Source organism: Klebsiella sp. 1SOBk5mer, from assembly GCF_046603115.1.
GTDB classification, from domain to species: Bacteria; Pseudomonadota; Gammaproteobacteria; order Enterobacterales; family Enterobacteriaceae; genus Klebsiella; species Klebsiella quasipneumoniae.
On the sequence record NZ_JBKIUU010000002.1, the window covers coordinates 372,245 to 386,228 of the forward strand.

Annotated in this window: 18 protein-coding genes; 4 read left to right on the forward strand and 14 right to left on the reverse strand. The window is 59.1% G+C overall.

The window, feature by feature from the left end; all coding sequences use genetic code 11:
- Window positions 1–2: 2 nt before the first annotated feature.
- Together mdtN and ACLH1U_RS07535 are read right to left on the reverse strand one after the other, a co-directional pair.
- Window positions 3–1,028, reverse strand: a complete 1,026-nt coding sequence (mdtN, locus tag ACLH1U_RS07530; RefSeq protein WP_023290946.1) for a multidrug transporter subunit MdtN — start codon at window positions 1,026–1,028, stop codon at window positions 3–5.
- Between the two features lie 6 nt (window positions 1,029–1,034).
- Window positions 1,035–1,307, reverse strand: a complete 273-nt coding sequence (locus ACLH1U_RS07535; RefSeq protein WP_032454006.1) for a YtcA family lipoprotein — start codon at window positions 1,305–1,307, stop codon at window positions 1,035–1,037.
- A 224-nt stretch (window positions 1,308–1,531) separates the two neighbouring features.
- On the opposite strand from ACLH1U_RS07535, the gene yjdI reads away from it, so the two are divergent.
- Window positions 1,532–1,762, forward strand: coding sequence for a 4Fe-4S mono-cluster protein YjdI (gene yjdI, locus ACLH1U_RS07540; RefSeq protein WP_004205354.1), 231 nt, complete (start codon window positions 1,532–1,534; stop codon window positions 1,760–1,762).
- Window positions 1,763–1,773: 11 nt separating this feature from the next.
- Window positions 1,774–2,046 carry a GNAT family N-acetyltransferase gene (locus ACLH1U_RS07545; RefSeq protein WP_105490971.1) on the forward strand — a complete coding sequence of 91 codons (273 nt, stop codon included), beginning with the start codon at window positions 1,774–1,776 and terminating at the stop codon, window positions 2,044–2,046.
- Window positions 2,047–2,102: 56 nt separating this feature from the next.
- Here the strand turns inward: ACLH1U_RS07545 and ACLH1U_RS07550 are convergent, their stop codons facing one another.
- From ACLH1U_RS07550 to fimB, 10 genes are all read right to left on the reverse strand, one after another.
- A complete protein-coding gene (locus ACLH1U_RS07550; protein ID WP_368764148.1) occupies window positions 2,103–2,318 on the reverse strand; it encodes a hypothetical protein in 216 nt (71 codons plus the stop codon).
- Window positions 2,315–3,220, reverse strand: coding sequence for a fimbrial protein (locus ACLH1U_RS07555; protein ID WP_275256842.1), 906 nt, complete (start codon window positions 3,218–3,220; stop codon window positions 2,315–2,317). The genes ACLH1U_RS07550 and ACLH1U_RS07555 overlap by 4 nt, the downstream gene beginning before the upstream one ends.
- 17 nt (window positions 3,221–3,237) lie before the next feature.
- Window positions 3,238–3,723 (reverse strand): fimbrial protein, encoded by a 486-nt coding sequence (locus ACLH1U_RS07560; RefSeq protein WP_072199039.1) that lies wholly within the window; start codon window positions 3,721–3,723, stop codon window positions 3,238–3,240.
- Between the two features lie 27 nt (window positions 3,724–3,750).
- Entirely contained in the window at window positions 3,751–4,278 is a 528-nt protein-coding gene (locus ACLH1U_RS07565) for a fimbrial protein (protein ID WP_023290941.1), read from the reverse strand.
- A 10-nt stretch (window positions 4,279–4,288) separates the two neighbouring features.
- On the reverse strand, window positions 4,289–6,901 hold the full coding sequence (locus tag ACLH1U_RS07570; RefSeq protein WP_121936590.1) for a fimbrial biogenesis usher protein: 2,613 nt from the start codon (window positions 6,899–6,901) through the stop codon (window positions 4,289–4,291).
- A gap of 81 nt (window positions 6,902–6,982) precedes the next feature.
- Window positions 6,983–7,666 carry a fimbria/pilus periplasmic chaperone gene (locus tag ACLH1U_RS07575; RefSeq protein ID WP_369821209.1) on the reverse strand — a complete coding sequence of 228 codons (684 nt, stop codon included), beginning with the start codon at window positions 7,664–7,666 and terminating at the stop codon, window positions 6,983–6,985.
- A 70-nt stretch (window positions 7,667–7,736) separates the two neighbouring features.
- Window positions 7,737–8,273 (reverse strand): fimbrial protein, encoded by a 537-nt coding sequence (locus ACLH1U_RS07580; RefSeq protein ID WP_049013341.1) that lies wholly within the window; start codon window positions 8,271–8,273, stop codon window positions 7,737–7,739.
- Window positions 8,274–8,344: 71 nt separating this feature from the next.
- Window positions 8,345–8,893: a type 1 fimbrial major subunit FimA gene (fimA, locus tag ACLH1U_RS07585; protein ID WP_004205364.1), complete on the reverse strand. Its 549-nt coding sequence runs from the start codon at window positions 8,891–8,893 to the stop codon at window positions 8,345–8,347.
- Between the two features lie 479 nt (window positions 8,894–9,372).
- Complete coding sequence (gene fimE, locus ACLH1U_RS07590) at window positions 9,373–9,981, reverse strand: type 1 fimbria switch DNA invertase FimE (protein ID WP_032454002.1); 609 nt, start codon at window positions 9,979–9,981, stop codon at window positions 9,373–9,375.
- Between the two features lie 453 nt (window positions 9,982–10,434).
- The gene (fimB, locus tag ACLH1U_RS07595; protein WP_023290937.1) at window positions 10,435–11,040 is read right to left on the reverse strand and encodes a type 1 fimbria switch DNA invertase FimB; all 606 of its coding nucleotides are present in this window, start codon (window positions 11,038–11,040) and stop codon (window positions 10,435–10,437) included.
- Between the two features lie 168 nt (window positions 11,041–11,208).
- Here fimB and ACLH1U_RS07600 point away from each other — a divergent pair, with 168 nt between their 5' ends.
- Window positions 11,209–11,469 (forward strand): hypothetical protein, encoded by a 261-nt coding sequence (locus tag ACLH1U_RS07600; RefSeq protein WP_032428979.1) that lies wholly within the window; start codon window positions 11,209–11,211, stop codon window positions 11,467–11,469.
- A 348-nt stretch (window positions 11,470–11,817) separates the two neighbouring features.
- Here the strand turns inward: ACLH1U_RS07600 and ACLH1U_RS07605 are convergent, their stop codons facing one another.
- Window positions 11,818–12,063, reverse strand: a complete 246-nt coding sequence (locus tag ACLH1U_RS07605; RefSeq protein WP_180265212.1) for a hypothetical protein — start codon at window positions 12,061–12,063, stop codon at window positions 11,818–11,820.
- A gap of 399 nt (window positions 12,064–12,462) precedes the next feature.
- Between ACLH1U_RS07605 and ACLH1U_RS07610 the strand changes: the two genes are divergently transcribed.
- Entirely contained in the window at window positions 12,463–13,419 is a 957-nt protein-coding gene (locus ACLH1U_RS07610; protein WP_044524643.1) for a nickel/cobalt transporter, read from the forward strand.
- Here the strand turns inward: ACLH1U_RS07610 and ACLH1U_RS07615 are convergent.
- Complete coding sequence (locus ACLH1U_RS07615; protein WP_023290934.1) at window positions 13,416–13,922, reverse strand: MarR family winged helix-turn-helix transcriptional regulator; 507 nt, start codon at window positions 13,920–13,922, stop codon at window positions 13,416–13,418. The genes ACLH1U_RS07610 and ACLH1U_RS07615 overlap by 4 nt on opposite strands.
- Between the last annotated feature and the right edge of the window lie 62 nt (window positions 13,923–13,984).

Here is a 13,984-nt window from a genome sequence, read left to right on the forward strand (position 1 = left end):
GGCTACGGCTGCAGCACGGCGCTGGCCGAGGCGCCCATGCGGAACAGAGCCGGATCGGGATCGCTGACGGCGATTTTCACCGGGAAGCGCTGCGAGACGTGGACCCAGTTAATGCTTTTCTGGATCAGCGGCAGGCCTTCGATGACGCTCCCGCCTTCGGGCAGGACCCCGGAGCCGACCGAATCCACCACCCCGTTAAAGGTCCGGTTGTGGTTGGTCATCACGGTGATCCGCGCCGCCACGCCGGGGCGCACGTTGTTCAGATCGGTCTCGCGGAAGTTCGCGATCACATACCAGCGGTCGTCATCCAGCAGGGTGAAGACCGGCTTCAGCGCCGAGGCGTACTGGCCGACGGTGGTTTTCAGCGCCACTACCACGCCGTTGAACGGCGCGCGCACTTCGGTAAATTCCAGATGCAGTTCGGCGAGGGCGATTTGCGCCAGGATCCCGGCGCGTTGCGCCACCATGGCATCCACGCCGGTCACGGCCGCCGAGGCCTGTCTGGCCTGCAGCAGCGTGGCTTCCAGCTCCGCCCGCGCCGCTTTCTCGGCGGTGCGCGCCTGATCGAGATCTTCCTGCGAGGCAAACCCCTGCGGCACCAGCGGTTCAAGGCGGATGCGCGTGGAGGTGGTCTGCTTGACCAGCGCTCTGGCGCGCTCGACGGCGGCCGCTACCGACTGGGCGTTATACTCCTGCGCTTTGATGGTGCGCTGGGTCAGCATAATCTGCGCGTCGAGGGTCGTCAGCCTGGCTTTCGCGTCATCGAGCATCGCCTGATAGGGACGGGGGTCGATGCGGAACAGCAGATCGCCTTTTTTCACCCGCTGGTTATCGCGGATGGGCATCTCCACGATGCGTCCGCTGACCTCGGGCACCACATCGATGGTATCGGCATAGACATAGGCGTCATTGGTCTCCGGCGACGTTTGCAACTGCCAGATAACCAGGATCAGCGCCAGGATGGCGGCGAGGACCAGCGCCAGCAGAGGCCATTTCTTGCGTAACAGGGGAGTGCGGGAAGTAGTCATAAGCGATCAGTGAACAAAAAACAGAAACCACAGCAGCGTGGCGAACAGGAACATCAGCGCGACATAGCTGAAGACCAGGGGAGAAAAGCGCGGCTGCCAGCCGTTACGGGTAATCAGGATATGGCAGGGGATGAGTAAAAACGCGCCGCCCAACAAGCAGAAAAACCAGCCGGGGAACGCGGCGCCCAATACCGGGATCGCTGGTGAGAGTGAGCAGCCGGTGAGCGGCAAGACGAGCAGTAGCCGCGCCGGGCGGGCTATGGTGGCAATATGATTCAATGGAACATCCCTGAGTGCTCTTACCAGTGTGTCATGAGTGTAATCGCCTCGTTGCGGGAATGAAAGTCAACCGTTCGTTGACTGCGGGATCCGTGCGCGCCGGAAGAGCGGGAGGATGCGCCAAATCCCTCTCCTGAGGCCCATTACCGACTTGCGCATAGTCAGCCGTCACGGGGAGGACTATGCTTAGCCTGAAAGTCATAAAACAAGACCGAGGCAATGTCATGGATAAGGAATTACTGGAAGCCGGCTACCGGGCCTACACCGGGGAGAAAATCGACGTCTACTTTAATACGGCGATCTGTCAGCATTCCGGGAACTGCGTGCGCGGCAGCGCGAAGCTGTTCAATCTCAAGCGTAAGCCGTGGATCATCCCGGATGAAGTGGATGTCGCGACGGTGGTGAAGGTGATCGATACCTGCCCGAGCGGCGCTCTGCAATATCGTCATAAATAAGCGAGGAGAAGATGGACATACTGGAAGGGCACAACAAATTTTATGTTAACGACGCGCAGGGTAACCAGGTCGCGGAGATTGTTTTTGTTCCCACCGGCGAACACCTCAGCATTATCGAACATACCGATGTCGATCCCAGCCTGAAAGGCCAGGGCGTGGGGAAACAGCTGGTGGCGAAGGTGGTGGAAAAAATGCGCCAGGAGCAGCGGAAGATTATTCCACTCTGCCCGTTTGCCAAACATGAATTCGATAACACCCGCGAATACGACGATATTCGCGCCTGACGTACCGGCACCGGTGTAAACCGGTGCGCTTTTCACTCGCCAGCGCATCCGCGCCATTAGTCACTCATCGCTTCCCCCCATGCCTGTTCAAACGCCGACCGTGAGTTTGCTGATGAACGAGGCGGCTGCCTGTGCGGAAAGCGAGGGACCATATGCGGGTGATATTCCACCCGCTTTTTTACCCCCGCCAGCCGCTTCGCCGCGTTCAGCATCCGCTGGTTCAACCCCCGGGCGGCCAGCGAGCAGGAAGAGAGGATGTCATCGGTCATCATTGATAGACAAAGGTAATGCCGATGATCGACTGCACATTACCGGCGGTCACCTGGCCTGTGGTCCGGGCGTAGGTCGCCGTCAGGCCGAGATTGACCGGCGAGGTTCCGACGGTGCCCAGCGAGACCGTGCTGTTCGCCGGCACGGCGCTGCCGTTGCGGGTCAGCTGAACGCCTATCCCCTGCGCCGGTGAGGCGGAGGCGGTATTGGTGAAGATCGCGTTGGCGCTATCCGCGGTGGTGCCGGAGAGGTAATACCCCAGCTGCTGGCTTTGCGCGCAGTGCACGGTGAGCGGCACGGCCATGGAGCCCGGGTAGTCGGGGAGGGTGACGGTGACATCGCGGGCAGAGACATCGCAGCCGCCGGTGGGGACCACCACGTCGTTATTGGCGTAGATGTTCCAGATGAACTGGAAGGAGTCGCTATTGTAGTTGTTGGTCTGATGCAGGATCAGCACCGCGATTAACGATCCTGCGGCGATCGCCACCCCGCCTGCGGTGCTGACCGGCGTCAGATACAGGACGGCGGGCCAGGGCTTATCGGTCCGTGAATCGTAAATCACCCGTGCCGTTTCCGTGGTGGTCGGGAAGGGGTAAGAGGTGCCGTTATATTTCACGGTGCCAGAGAAACTCGACAGCACGCCGCCATAGGCGGATCCGCGCTGCAGGGTCACGTAGTCAGTGATCGTTTCCGGATAGTCGTTATGGCAAAAAATCTGCGTGGAGAGGTCGACCACCAGGTTTTGCCCGACGTTGACCGCCGGGGTCAGGTTAACGTAGACATTGGCTGAGCCGCCGCCGATGGGGATCGTCGCGCCGGTGGCCGTTTTGCAGGCGAAGGACCAGGCGTTTATCGACCAGCCCAGCAGCAACAGGGTGGTGAACAGAGGGATAATTTTTTTCATCATGATGCTCTCCTGGCTCAGGCGTAGGTATAGGTGACGTTAATCACCGCCTGAATGGTGCCTTGCGTGGCGCCGCCGTTGACCGACAGGGCCCTGACCTGCAGCGGGAAGCGGGCGGACTGGCTGGCCTCATCCACCTGTACCGACTGGCTGCTGCCGTTGTTCAGCGTGGCGCCGTCCTCGCTCTGCAGTTCGAGCTGAATATTGCCTGCCGTCCCCTGGTTTTTGTAATAGCCGGTGCTGTCCGCGGTCCCGCTGAAGGTGGCCTTCACCCGTGAGGTACCGACGGGGCAGTTGCTGAGATCCAGCGCCACGCTGTGCCAGGCCGATGCCGAGCCCGCGCCGATCAGGCTGAAGGTGTAAAGATCGCCCAGCTCGACGGTGGCATTGACGGTGGAGACCGTGCAGGGTCTGGCCACCACCTTCCCGTTGACGGTGAGGGTGACATCGGCCGCCCGCAGGGAAGGGCTCGCGGTTAACAGGCCGGCCAGCAGCCAGCCCACGTGGGTCCATTTCATTGCAGCCTCCGCTTACTGAAATTCCAGGGTGAATGTCGCTGTCGCATTGACATGCCCGGCGGTGACGGGCACCTGGGTGGCCATCAGACGGGCGTAAAAGTTCAGGATGTTGGTCTGGCCCGGCGTCAGCGTGGTCCAGGCGATGGCTGACGACGGGGCATTGACGGGCAGCCGGGACTGCTGCTGGTCGAGAATCTCCACCCCCATTCCCGCCGCCGCCGAGGCGCCGGCGTCGAGTTTTAACAGGCTGGTATTGACGCTGTCCGCCACGCCGGTGAAGCCGACCTTCACCGCGGTGACGGAAGTGCCGCAGGGCGACAGCACGATACGGAACGGCACCGGCGGGGTCGTCGCCCCGACGGCGTAAAACTGCTTCGCGGCGTTGTCCTGCAAATCGACGGTGAACTCCTTCGACTCTCCGGCCACCGCGCAGGCGTTGTCGCGCACATAGCCGCTGATGGCGATCGTGCTGTCGGCAGCGAAGGCCAGCGGCGCGGCCAGCGTGAGCAGGGCGCCCAGCAGATACTGCGGTGTTCTCATCATCATCTCCTTAGCGACACGCGACGGACAGCTGGCTGAGCGCCTGCTGCCGGCTCTCCGGCGGCAGACGATAATCGGCCACGCACTGGGCGTCGGCGCCATCGCCCCATTTCACCCGCACCTTACCCGCCAGCGGCATCCCGCTGAGGTAGACCTGACCGTTATCCGCGACGATGCTGCCGCTCCGGTTGCTGTCGCTGGTGGCGAGGGCGCCAAACGGCACCGGTTTGCCGCGATGGGTCAGCGTCATCAGGATCTTCATCCCCACCTGGGCGTTAAAGCTGGCGCGGACGATCGCCCCATGAGTAGGCACCACGCTGACCACCGCATCGTCAAGGTCGACATTGTCCGCCAGGGTATTGGTGTCCAGCGCGACCCGGTTTTCGCGATACTCGGTGGCATACGGCAGGACGGCATATCCGCGCCAGTCGGTGCGTACCCCGGTCTGGTTTTCCACCTTCACGCCGCCGGCACCGGGGGCTTTCACCAGCACCACGGTATCGTTCAGCGGCTGGCTCAAGGTGATGCCGTTGGCGTGCGCCAGCACGCCGCCGCTGACCCCGTAGTAAAGCTGTTTAAAGCCATCGCTGCGGCTGTAGCCGACGTTGGCGTTGCCGTAGCCGCCGCGGTAGTTGAGCGCGGTATAGCCGGTGCTCCCGTTGTCGCCGTTGCCGCCGCCGGCATAGCCGGTTTGCACGCTATAGCTGAGGTTGTTGTCATCCAGCAGGGTGCCGTACAGGCCCGCCAGATTGGTCATGCGGCCATTGAGATCGTGCGACAGGCTGTAGCTGGCGCTGGCGTGCCGCCAGACCGAACGGCTATCGGAGCGCAGCCAGTGGCTGAAGGGGATATTGACGTTAACCGCCAGCATCTGATCGCGTCCCTGCTGCCAGGCGTTTTTCGTCAGGCTGTAGCTTAGCGACCAGTTGATATCGTCTACGGCGGCGTTGAGGCCGGCCTGCAGTTGCTCATCGGCATCGTCGGTGCCCCAGTAAGTCTGGTGGCTGCCGCTCAGATAGAGGGTGGCGGTGCGCCCCAGCTGTTGGGTCACGCTCAGTTGCACCTTGCCGCGTTTGCTGTAAGCCAGATTGTAGTAGTCGGTAAATTTGGGTTTCACCTGGATAACCCCGTCCTGAGTTTCCACGCTGTAGCCGCTCATCCGGCGGTAGGTGGTATCGGCAAAGTTATAGTAGCCGCGGGTGGAGTAGCGGTAGCCCACCAGCTGCAGGTTGGTGCCGGTCTCATCCAGTGACTTGTTATAGAGAAAGCGCACCGACTGTCCCTGATGCTCGCTGTCGTCAGGCAGGGTGGCGTTGGCCTGGGTGATATCCAGCGACAAGGCGCCGAAATAGCCCATGTTTTTCCCCACCCCGAGGTTAAAGGCGCGATAGCGGTCCGCCATCTGGGCGCCGCCGTACAGGGTCCAGCCGGCCGGCAGGCCATGCATGGCCGTGCTCTGGAAAAAATCGGGCGTTTCCTGCTGGCTGTTGCCGCTGCGGTACTCCCCGGCGGAGAGGGCGAAGCGGGTATGGCCTTCGCGCTGCAGCACCGGCACCGTTGACCAGGGCACGCTGAAGACCTGGCGGGTGCCATCCGCTTCTTTAATGGTGACCTGCAGATCGCCACCGTTGCCCGCGGCGTAGAGATCGTCGATGGTAAACGGCCCCGGCGGCACCGTGCTCTGGTAGATTTCGTAGCCGTTTTGTTTGACTGACACCTGCGCGGTGCCGCGGGCGATCCCGTGGATCACCGGCGCGAAGCCTTTCTGGCTGTCCGGCAGCATATTGTCATCGGAGGCCAGCTGCGCGCCGCGGAAGTTGATCCCGTCGAAGACATCGCCGTTGGTGTAGCTATCCCCGAGGGTAAGCCGCGACCGCAGGGGAATGATGTCCCGCTCAAGCCAGCTGTTGACGTGCTGCCAGCGGTTCTCATTGGATGAGGCGCTGCCGCCGCTGCTGTAACTCCAGGTGCTGTTATCGCGCAGGCGCCAGGCGCCGAGGTTCAGCCCGCTCTGCAGATTTAGATAGGCGTAACGGCTGTTCCCCCCGGTGGCGTTATGAACGTTATTGCCGGTGAAGTTATAGTTAATCAGCCCGGCGGTGATGCCGTTATCCCATAGCTCCGGCGGAATATAGCCGCGGGCGTGGCTGCCCATAAACGCCTGGGGTACGGTGAGATACAGGCGCTGCTGGCCGACATCGAAGCGGGTGGTGGCTTCGCTGATGAGCGTCGTTAGCGGCACGCAGGCCTTACTGTCCAGGGCCGCCATGCCCGTCACCCGTCCGGTATCCACCCCCATGCTCGCCAGCTGGCCGCGGGTCAGGCAGGGCGACAGGCCATGGCCCTGCGCGTCGGCCTGGAAAGTAACGTCCCGGGTAGTCATATAGCCGTTATTGAGGTAAATATCGACGCGATAGGTGCCCGGCGGGACCTCCTGGCCTTTTTCAAATCCCGACAGGTCTGCCACCGCCGCCGGATCGTCAGCTAAAAAGCGGGGGTTAAAATAGAGGTCCGCCTGTGCGGCAAACGGCTGCGAGCAGAGCCACAGCGTCAGCGCCGGCGTAATCAGGCGCCGGGCGCTTGGGCGACCCCCATGGTCCAGTCCATATTTTCGATGTGACATAATCCCTCCGGTCCGACGTTGCCCGGCAGTCAGTGCTTCTGGTCATGCGCAGCGTGGCCCGCGCGGCGGGGCACACCAGAGTTAACGCAGTACGCCATTCATTTTCGGCGTCAGCGCGCCGTAATCGTTAATGGTGCGATAGGTGATGGTGCTGCCGGCATCCGCGGGCAGCTTGACGCTGGTTTTGCCCATCGGCGGCACCAGGGCGTTTTCCAGAATGCGCGTTCCGGCGTTCAGTTCGGTCACCGTCAGGTAATAGGGGGTGGGATTAGTCAGCGTTAGCGACGATCCGTTGCGGCTAAAGGTCAGCTTGTCCGGCGCCTGATCCGGGGGCAGGGCCAGTTTTGCCGGTCGGTAGTAGAGCTTGATGCGGCTGATAATCGCCAACTGGAGGGTGTTGTCGCTGAGCTTCGATTTATCCATTGAAGGAATGGCCTTCACGTTCATCCAGAACAGGCTTTCCCGATCCTGCGGCAGCTGGTTATTGGTCGCGTCGATAATGCGCAGGGTGTTCTCTTTTTTGCCCTGCATGGCAAACAGGGGGGGAGTGATAACAAACCGGCCGTCTCGCTGCCCATCGGCATTTTCCACCCATGACTGAATAAGCCAGGTGCTGTTGTCGTCGTTATTGGTGACCGCCAGCTGGACCTGTTTCTGACCCGCCGGGTAGATGACCCGGGTCGCGCCCAGCGCGACGCCCGCGTGCGCGCTGGCGCTCAACGCGCCGGCGGCGAAAAGCGCACATCCCGTCAGTATGCCGCGTATCGTCGTTGCCGTTTTTCTCACATTATCTTCTTGTCTGCTCACGGTGTTGTCCTGCTGGTCTGCGGGTTGATTACTGGTAGGTTAATGAGAACCAGGCCTGGGCGTTGGCCGCCCCGCCGGTGACCTGGCGTCCGGTCGCCCGATATTTGGCGACGAAATTTAGCGTCGTCGGTCCGCGGTAGAGCGGCACCCAGCGATCCGGCGGACGATTGAGGGGCAGCTGCTGGCCCTGACTGTCGAACAGCGCAATGCCTATCCCGCTGGCGATCCCCGGGCCTTCGCCCACCGACAGCACATCGGGGTTTTTGCCGTCAGCCACGCCGTGAAATGCCACCCCGACATGCTGGCTGACCGCCGTACTGCAATCCTGTAAATGAATCGCGAAAGGGATCGGGTTGCTGTCTTCGCCCACGTCGTGAAATCGGTTACTGCTGATCTGTCCCAGATGGACCGTCATCTGCCGATCGCCGGCTTCAACGCGGCAGGAACTGGCCATGATCAGGCCCTGAAAGCGCATGCTCCCTCCCGGCAGCGTGACGTTCCACTGATTACCGGCCAGCGCCAGCGGAGGCAGCAGCAGTAGCAGACCCGATTTCATTCCCTGCATCGTTTCACCCCGGTTGCAAAATTAAGCGCGGGCCCTCCTGGCCCGGATGGCTTCCTTGCCTGATGGTTGCCTTACTCGTACTGCACTTTGAAGGTGGCGTCCGCGTTCGCGATACCGGCGGTCGCGGCGCCAGTGGCGTAGTAACGCGCCTGGAACGGAATGATGTTGGTGCCGTCATTCAGGGTGGTGGCTGCGCTGAAGGTGGCGCCGTCCAGCGCCAGCGGCGTGCCGGTGTTGTCGAGGATCTGTACGCCGACGTTGGTCGCGCTGCCGGCGGCAGAGTTTTGCAGCGCCAGAACGGTGGTATTGCTGCTGTCGATAGCCGTACCGGCGAAGGCGACGGACGCTTTGGTTGCTACCGTGGTGTCGCAATCATCCAGCTGAATGTTGAAACCGACGGACGAACTGGTGCTCCCCGCCGTGGCCAGTTTCGCGGAACGCACCTGGCCCAACTGGACGGTTTGATCGATAGAGCCGGCATCTACCGCACAGGCCGCGTTAACGACTTCCCCTTTAAAATGGACGGTCCCGCCGTTAACCGTGGTGGTATCGGCCAGGGCCGCCGCGGAGCTCAGAGACAGGGCTGACACAACAATCATTGCCAGTGTTTTGATTTTCATACTGTTTTCCTTTGAACGATGTCGAAATAACGAACCGGATTGGCAGCCGTTGTGCCTTCCAGGCATTTCAGATTTCAGCCGAGTGGTCCGGCTGCCGGCTCTGCACAGTTTTCGCCCAACCGATGAGACAATTGGGGCCATTTTGACTCGTTGAGATAAATGAACTGAATGCCGTTTAATTACGCCTGTTTTATGGTGTTAAATTCTGATAAATGTGGTTTGTGTGGATATTTCATCTGTGGTTGTTGGCGGAGTGCGAAAGGAAGAGCGATGCCGCTGGCGAAGGCGCGTCGATGCCCCGGGAGGTCAGGGTGAGAAAAGTGCGTAATTGATGTTTTAAAAATGATTTAAAATCAGATGATTATGAATTTTTTTGCAGAAATATGGCGTGGTGAGTTGCAAAATATGTCAAAACATTTTTATGATATAAACAGTTTGGCCCCAATTGACCTGTTCACGGTTTATTTTTTTAATTAAATTCAATCGGTTGTATCAATTCCCGCTTCCGCATTGTTTTCTCCAATAAGATTATTTCTTTCCCATATTCCGGCAAAACGCGCCGCATTGCTGGCGGTGTAGCGCACCGTGTGTCGAATATTACGATGACCGAGATAATCCTGGATCAAACGGGTATCTGTCCCTCTTTCCGCCAGTTCGTAGCCGCAGGCGTGACGCAGCATATGGGGGTGGGTCTGCGTTACGGTACCTGCCTTTTCCCCGGCGGCGCGAATAATACGATATGCCTGCTGGCGTGAGAGCGGGGTACCGCGACGGGAGATAAACAGCGCGTCGGTTTTGGCCGCCGCTTTCCAGCCGGCGCGGACCTGACTCCAGCGCTCAATAGCCTCACGTTCATCAAAGCGCAGCGGGTGAATAGTCGAAAAACCGTTCTTCAACCGCCGCACATTGACCCGGCCTTCCCGTAGATCCAGATCGTGATAGTGCAGATCCAGCAGTTCGCTGATGCGCATCCCGTGGCGAAAGGCGAGCAGGATGAGGCAGTAGTCCCGCTCGCCGGTGGCGCCCTGACGCGCGGCCTGCATCATAGCCTGAACTTCTTTGGCGGTAAGAAAACGACGTCGGTTCACAATAGTTGCTCCTGAAAAAGATGTGAGGGGTCGTCATGGCGAAACCATACGCCATGACGGAAAAGATCCGGAATGCGAGAACGGTACAAGGTGAAGGCGATTAACCACGCATAGATAGCATATTATATTTACAGCCAGTCAAAATATCGCCTGGCGATAATTCTTAATTTTAGAGATTTTAAGTAAGGCCACAATAGATCTGCTCGGGTTTCATAGCATGTGCATAAAATAAAAGGTTTTTTTCAAACGATAGATTTTAAAAATAGCGGGATGGATTTTGAGCCAACAATAAATAGTCACGGCAAAACCGGAATTTATGCAGGGTTAATTGAACGAGGTGACCGCAGGATTAAATAAGAACTTGCGGGAACAGTAATCATAATTAACCGAGGGTTAATTTATTGATATTTAATTTCCCCGCAACGCGGTACAACGCCATCCGTGGCGTCAGGCTTACTGAAGCAGCGACAGGCGCTGTTTGTCGCGCGTATTGTCCCAGATACCATAGAAGCGTCCCGCGTTGCTGGCGGTATACCAGACGGTATGGCGAATATTGCGGTGTCCGAGATAGTCCTGGATCAGGCGGGTATCGATACCCATATTGGCCAACGCAAAGCCACACGAGTGACGCAGCATGTGCGGGTGGATCTCCAGCGGCAATCCCGCCTGGTCGCCAGAAGAGGCGATAATCTGATAGAACTGCTGGCGGGAAAGAGGATTGCCTTTGCGGGAGAGAAACAGCCACTCGCTGGCGGCCTGCGGCCAGGTGTTGCGAATGGCCAGCCAGCGCTTTAGGGCGTGGATCTCTTTATTCAGCAAAGGGTGGGTGGTCGAGAACCCCTTTTTTAGCCGATGGATATAAACGCAGCGGGAAGCAAGGTCGATATCGGATATTCGCAGGCGACAGATCTCGCTGGCGCGCAGACCATGGATGAAGCACAGCAGCGTCAGGCAATAATTACGTGCGGCGTAGGGACCGCTATCGGCGGCTTTTAGTAGCGACTCGATTTCATTCTGAGTCAGGAAGTTCCTTTTTTTAATATCGGCGTTATTCGTCATGGTGTTCCCTTTTATGGCAGGCAAATATTACGCTTTCCAGGCCTGCGCCAGGTCATTGTTAAATGCGACTGCCTTTTTATTTTTAAACAGCGTGCTGATAACGTTTTTATTTGCTACGGGTGCACGCAGTATCATGGGCTATCGCCATCCCCTGCGATAAGACGCCGCATGCTGAAGGGTAAAGAAAGGGTTAGCTGGTTGAACTGGCGAATCTTTCCTGGAGGTTTCCACGTCCTGTACATCCCTGATCCTCTTGATGATGCCCACGTGATGATGAAGGCACTGGCTTCCGGCCACGGCAAGGCGGCCATCAATGCCGTCATGATTTATTTCCCGGCTGTCGGGGCGGCACGGCGTCAGCCAGCCGGCCGCCCGTATCTCAGCGACGGGAATGGCATGAGTAATTTCTCAGACAGAATACAACCTTGAACCGTCTGGATAGCATTCACTGCAAAACTACAACAGTGATTAAACCATACTGCAAAAAGCCTGGGGATAATAGCCATTGTCTCTGTAAGGGCACTTTACGTCTTATTTAAAGGGTTGAGCTTAATCTTAATAGTGCAGTGGTAGCAGCGGGCGGTAATCGGCGGTAGCGGTGATATCAGGCTGTGGGTATTAGTAGCCATGGACTGCGGACCGGTTGCGGGTAATATTCTGCTGCAAGCTAAGAATAAAGAGCAGGCAGAGCTGGACGCGACGGTCCGGCGTCACAGGCGGAGTGAAAGGCTCCGGTGGCAGAAGACCTCGATCTGACATTCGCCGGAGCAGGCTGACTTACCATTTTTCGTCGCGGGCTTCCTGACGACCTTCGCGGCGGTTTTCCCGCTTATCGTGACGGCAGCTGGCGTTGCTTTGATTGTTGTTGCTGACGCACTCTTGCTTGGTTTCACGGCCCTGCTCGCGGCTATCCTGGCGGATATCGCGGGCGACCTGGCGCTGGTCGCTGCGCCAGGTCGCCTGCGCCGAAAGCGAGGGCGTCAGCAGCGCGACGCACGCCAGGGCGAGTAAACATCTTTTCATCGGAGTGGTCCTGTTAATGCATGTATTAAATAAATAGCAGTTAATGAATATTCGTGCCTGATGCGCAGGATGATAAAGTACATAAAGAGCCGGGATAGCGATAACTGATTTATTTTTATCTGTTTTTAGGCGTGTAACGACTGCTCTTATATGTTATTCAGGGTGCCAGCATTAAAAACAAACGTCTGTGGTATGCTGAAGAGAGTAAAGTGCTTTGTGCAAAGATAGGGCAGAGGGTAGGTACAGGAGCCCGCTGATGCTGATAATGCGGAGCCTTGTGACCTCGAGCATTGACGAGAAAAACGCCGACAAATCATCCATCCTTGAAAACAGGCACTATTGTTCGCCGGGCATGAGATTGTCGTCCGGTGGTTCATCTCTTTTCACCATGGCATAACGATGATGATTCCGATTGCGCAGCGCGACTGGCGCCTGCTGGTCGCCGGGAGCGGCGGCCTTCTTCTGCTGGCCGCCGGCGTCACCTTGCACAGCCACTGGAGCGACTTTCTCCAGTGGTGCCTCGCCACGCAAATTACCCTGCATCGCTATCTGGTGATGTACCTTTTGCTGCTGAACAACCATCAGTACAGCGGCGGCGTCTGGCTGCTGGTGGGCGCATTTCTTTACGGCGTGCTGCACGCTATCGGACCGGGCCACGGTAAGTTTATCGTCACCACTTACCTGAGCACCAACCAGGAGAGCCTGACCGCGGCGCGGGTGGTGCCTTTTCTCGGCAGCCTGCTGCAGGGCGTGAGCGCCATCCTGTTTGTCTATATTCTCGCGGTGGGGCTGAATCTGGCCGCCGGCGATCTCAGCGCCAGCCGCTGGTACGTCGAGAAGATCAGCGCCCTGACCATCGCCGCCTTTGGGGTTTACGTTATCTGTCGCGCGCTGCAAAGCCTGCGGCCGGGTAAAACAAGGATACGCGCCCTGAGGCCGGCGCATCAGCATGATGCCGCGTGCGGCTGCGGGCACCACGGCGTGGGGCAGGACCTGCAGGGCGCCGACTGGAAGACACGCCTGGGCGTGGTGCTGGCTATCGGCGCCCGGCCCTGCAGCGGAGCGATTATGATCCTGCTGTTCGCCAACGCGCTGGGGATCGTCAGCTGGGGCATCGCCGCGGTGATGACCATGGCGCTGGGCACCGCGCTCTCGATCCTCGGTCTATCGCTGGCGGTGCACTATGCCCGTCACCGTACCGTCAACCGGCTGACGGCGACCAGCCGTCCGCGGCCCTGGCTGGTGCCGCTGGTGAAGATCCTCGGCGGGCTGGCGCTGATCCTCTTTGCCGCCGGGTTGTTTTTCACCGTGGTGCCGATCAGCGCTAACGGCGACTTTATCGCCGCGGGCTGTTAACGGCTTTCCAGAAGGCGCATCAATATCCGCAGCGCCTGATCCAGCTGCTGGCGCTCGCCATCGCTGAGCCCCGCCAGCAGTTGCCGTTCATTATCGACATGGGTCTCCACCGCCTCATCGATGCGCTCACGTCCGGCGGGCGTCAGGGCGACCAGCATACTGCGGGCGTCTTCCGGATTGGGCAGGCGGGTAATAAACCCGCGTTTTTCCAGCGCCTTCAGGCGATGGGTCATGGTGCCGGAAGTGATCATCAGCGTGGAGAAGAGCTGGGTCGGCGAAAGAATGAACGGCGCCCCGGCGCGGCGCAGCGTCGCCAGCATGTCAAACTCCCAGCGCACCAGTTCGTGGCGCGTAAAAGCCACTTCCACCTGCGGCTCCAGCAGCATGGCGCACCGTTTCAGACGGCCAATCGGCCCCATTGGGCTGCAGTCGAGGTCCGGTCGCTCCCGTTGCCACTGGGCGAGAATCCGATCAACGGCGTCGATCGGCGGTGATTTGTCCATGAGTGCTCACTTGTCTTGATATCAAGATAATTGCGGGTACATACTTGAGGCACCAATTTAAC

Bases quoted from the DNA above. Each gene is read 5' to 3' on its own strand.
- mdtN (WP_023290946.1), bottom strand. From the start codon at position 1,028: ATGACTACTTCCCGCACTCCCCTGTTACGCAAGAAATGGCCTCTGCTG.
- yjdI (WP_004205354.1), top strand. From the start codon at position 1,532: ATGGATAAGGAATTACTGGAAGCCGGCTACCGGGCCTACACCGGGGAG.
- ACLH1U_RS07545 (WP_105490971.1), top strand. From the start codon at position 1,774: ATGGACATACTGGAAGGGCACAACAAATTTTATGTTAACGACGCGCAG.
- ACLH1U_RS07550 (WP_368764148.1), bottom strand. From the start codon at position 2,318: ATGATGACCGATGACATCCTCTCTTCCTGCTCGCTGGCCGCCCGGGGG.
- ACLH1U_RS07555 (WP_275256842.1), bottom strand. From the start codon at position 3,220: ATGAAAAAAATTATCCCTCTGTTCACCACCCTGTTGCTGCTGGGCTGG.
- ACLH1U_RS07565 (WP_023290941.1), bottom strand. From the start codon at position 4,278: ATGAGAACACCGCAGTATCTGCTGGGCGCCCTGCTCACGCTGGCCGCG.
- ACLH1U_RS07570 (WP_121936590.1), bottom strand. From the start codon at position 6,901: ATGTCACATCGAAAATATGGACTGGACCATGGGGGTCGCCCAAGCGCC.
- ACLH1U_RS07580 (WP_049013341.1), bottom strand. From the start codon at position 8,273: ATGCAGGGAATGAAATCGGGTCTGCTACTGCTGCTGCCTCCGCTGGCG.
- fimA (WP_004205364.1), bottom strand. From the start codon at position 8,893: ATGAAAATCAAAACACTGGCAATGATTGTTGTGTCAGCCCTGTCTCTG.
- fimB (WP_023290937.1), bottom strand. From the start codon at position 11,040: ATGACGAATAACGCCGATATTAAAAAAAGGAACTTCCTGACTCAGAAT.
- ACLH1U_RS07600 (WP_032428979.1), top strand. From the start codon at position 11,209: ATGCTGAAGGGTAAAGAAAGGGTTAGCTGGTTGAACTGGCGAATCTTT.
- ACLH1U_RS07605 (WP_180265212.1), bottom strand. From the start codon at position 12,063: ATGAAAAGATGTTTACTCGCCCTGGCGTGCGTCGCGCTGCTGACGCCC.
- ACLH1U_RS07610 (WP_044524643.1), top strand. From the start codon at position 12,463: ATGATGATTCCGATTGCGCAGCGCGACTGGCGCCTGCTGGTCGCCGGG.
- ACLH1U_RS07615 (WP_023290934.1), bottom strand. From the start codon at position 13,922: ATGGACAAATCACCGCCGATCGACGCCGTTGATCGGATTCTCGCCCAG.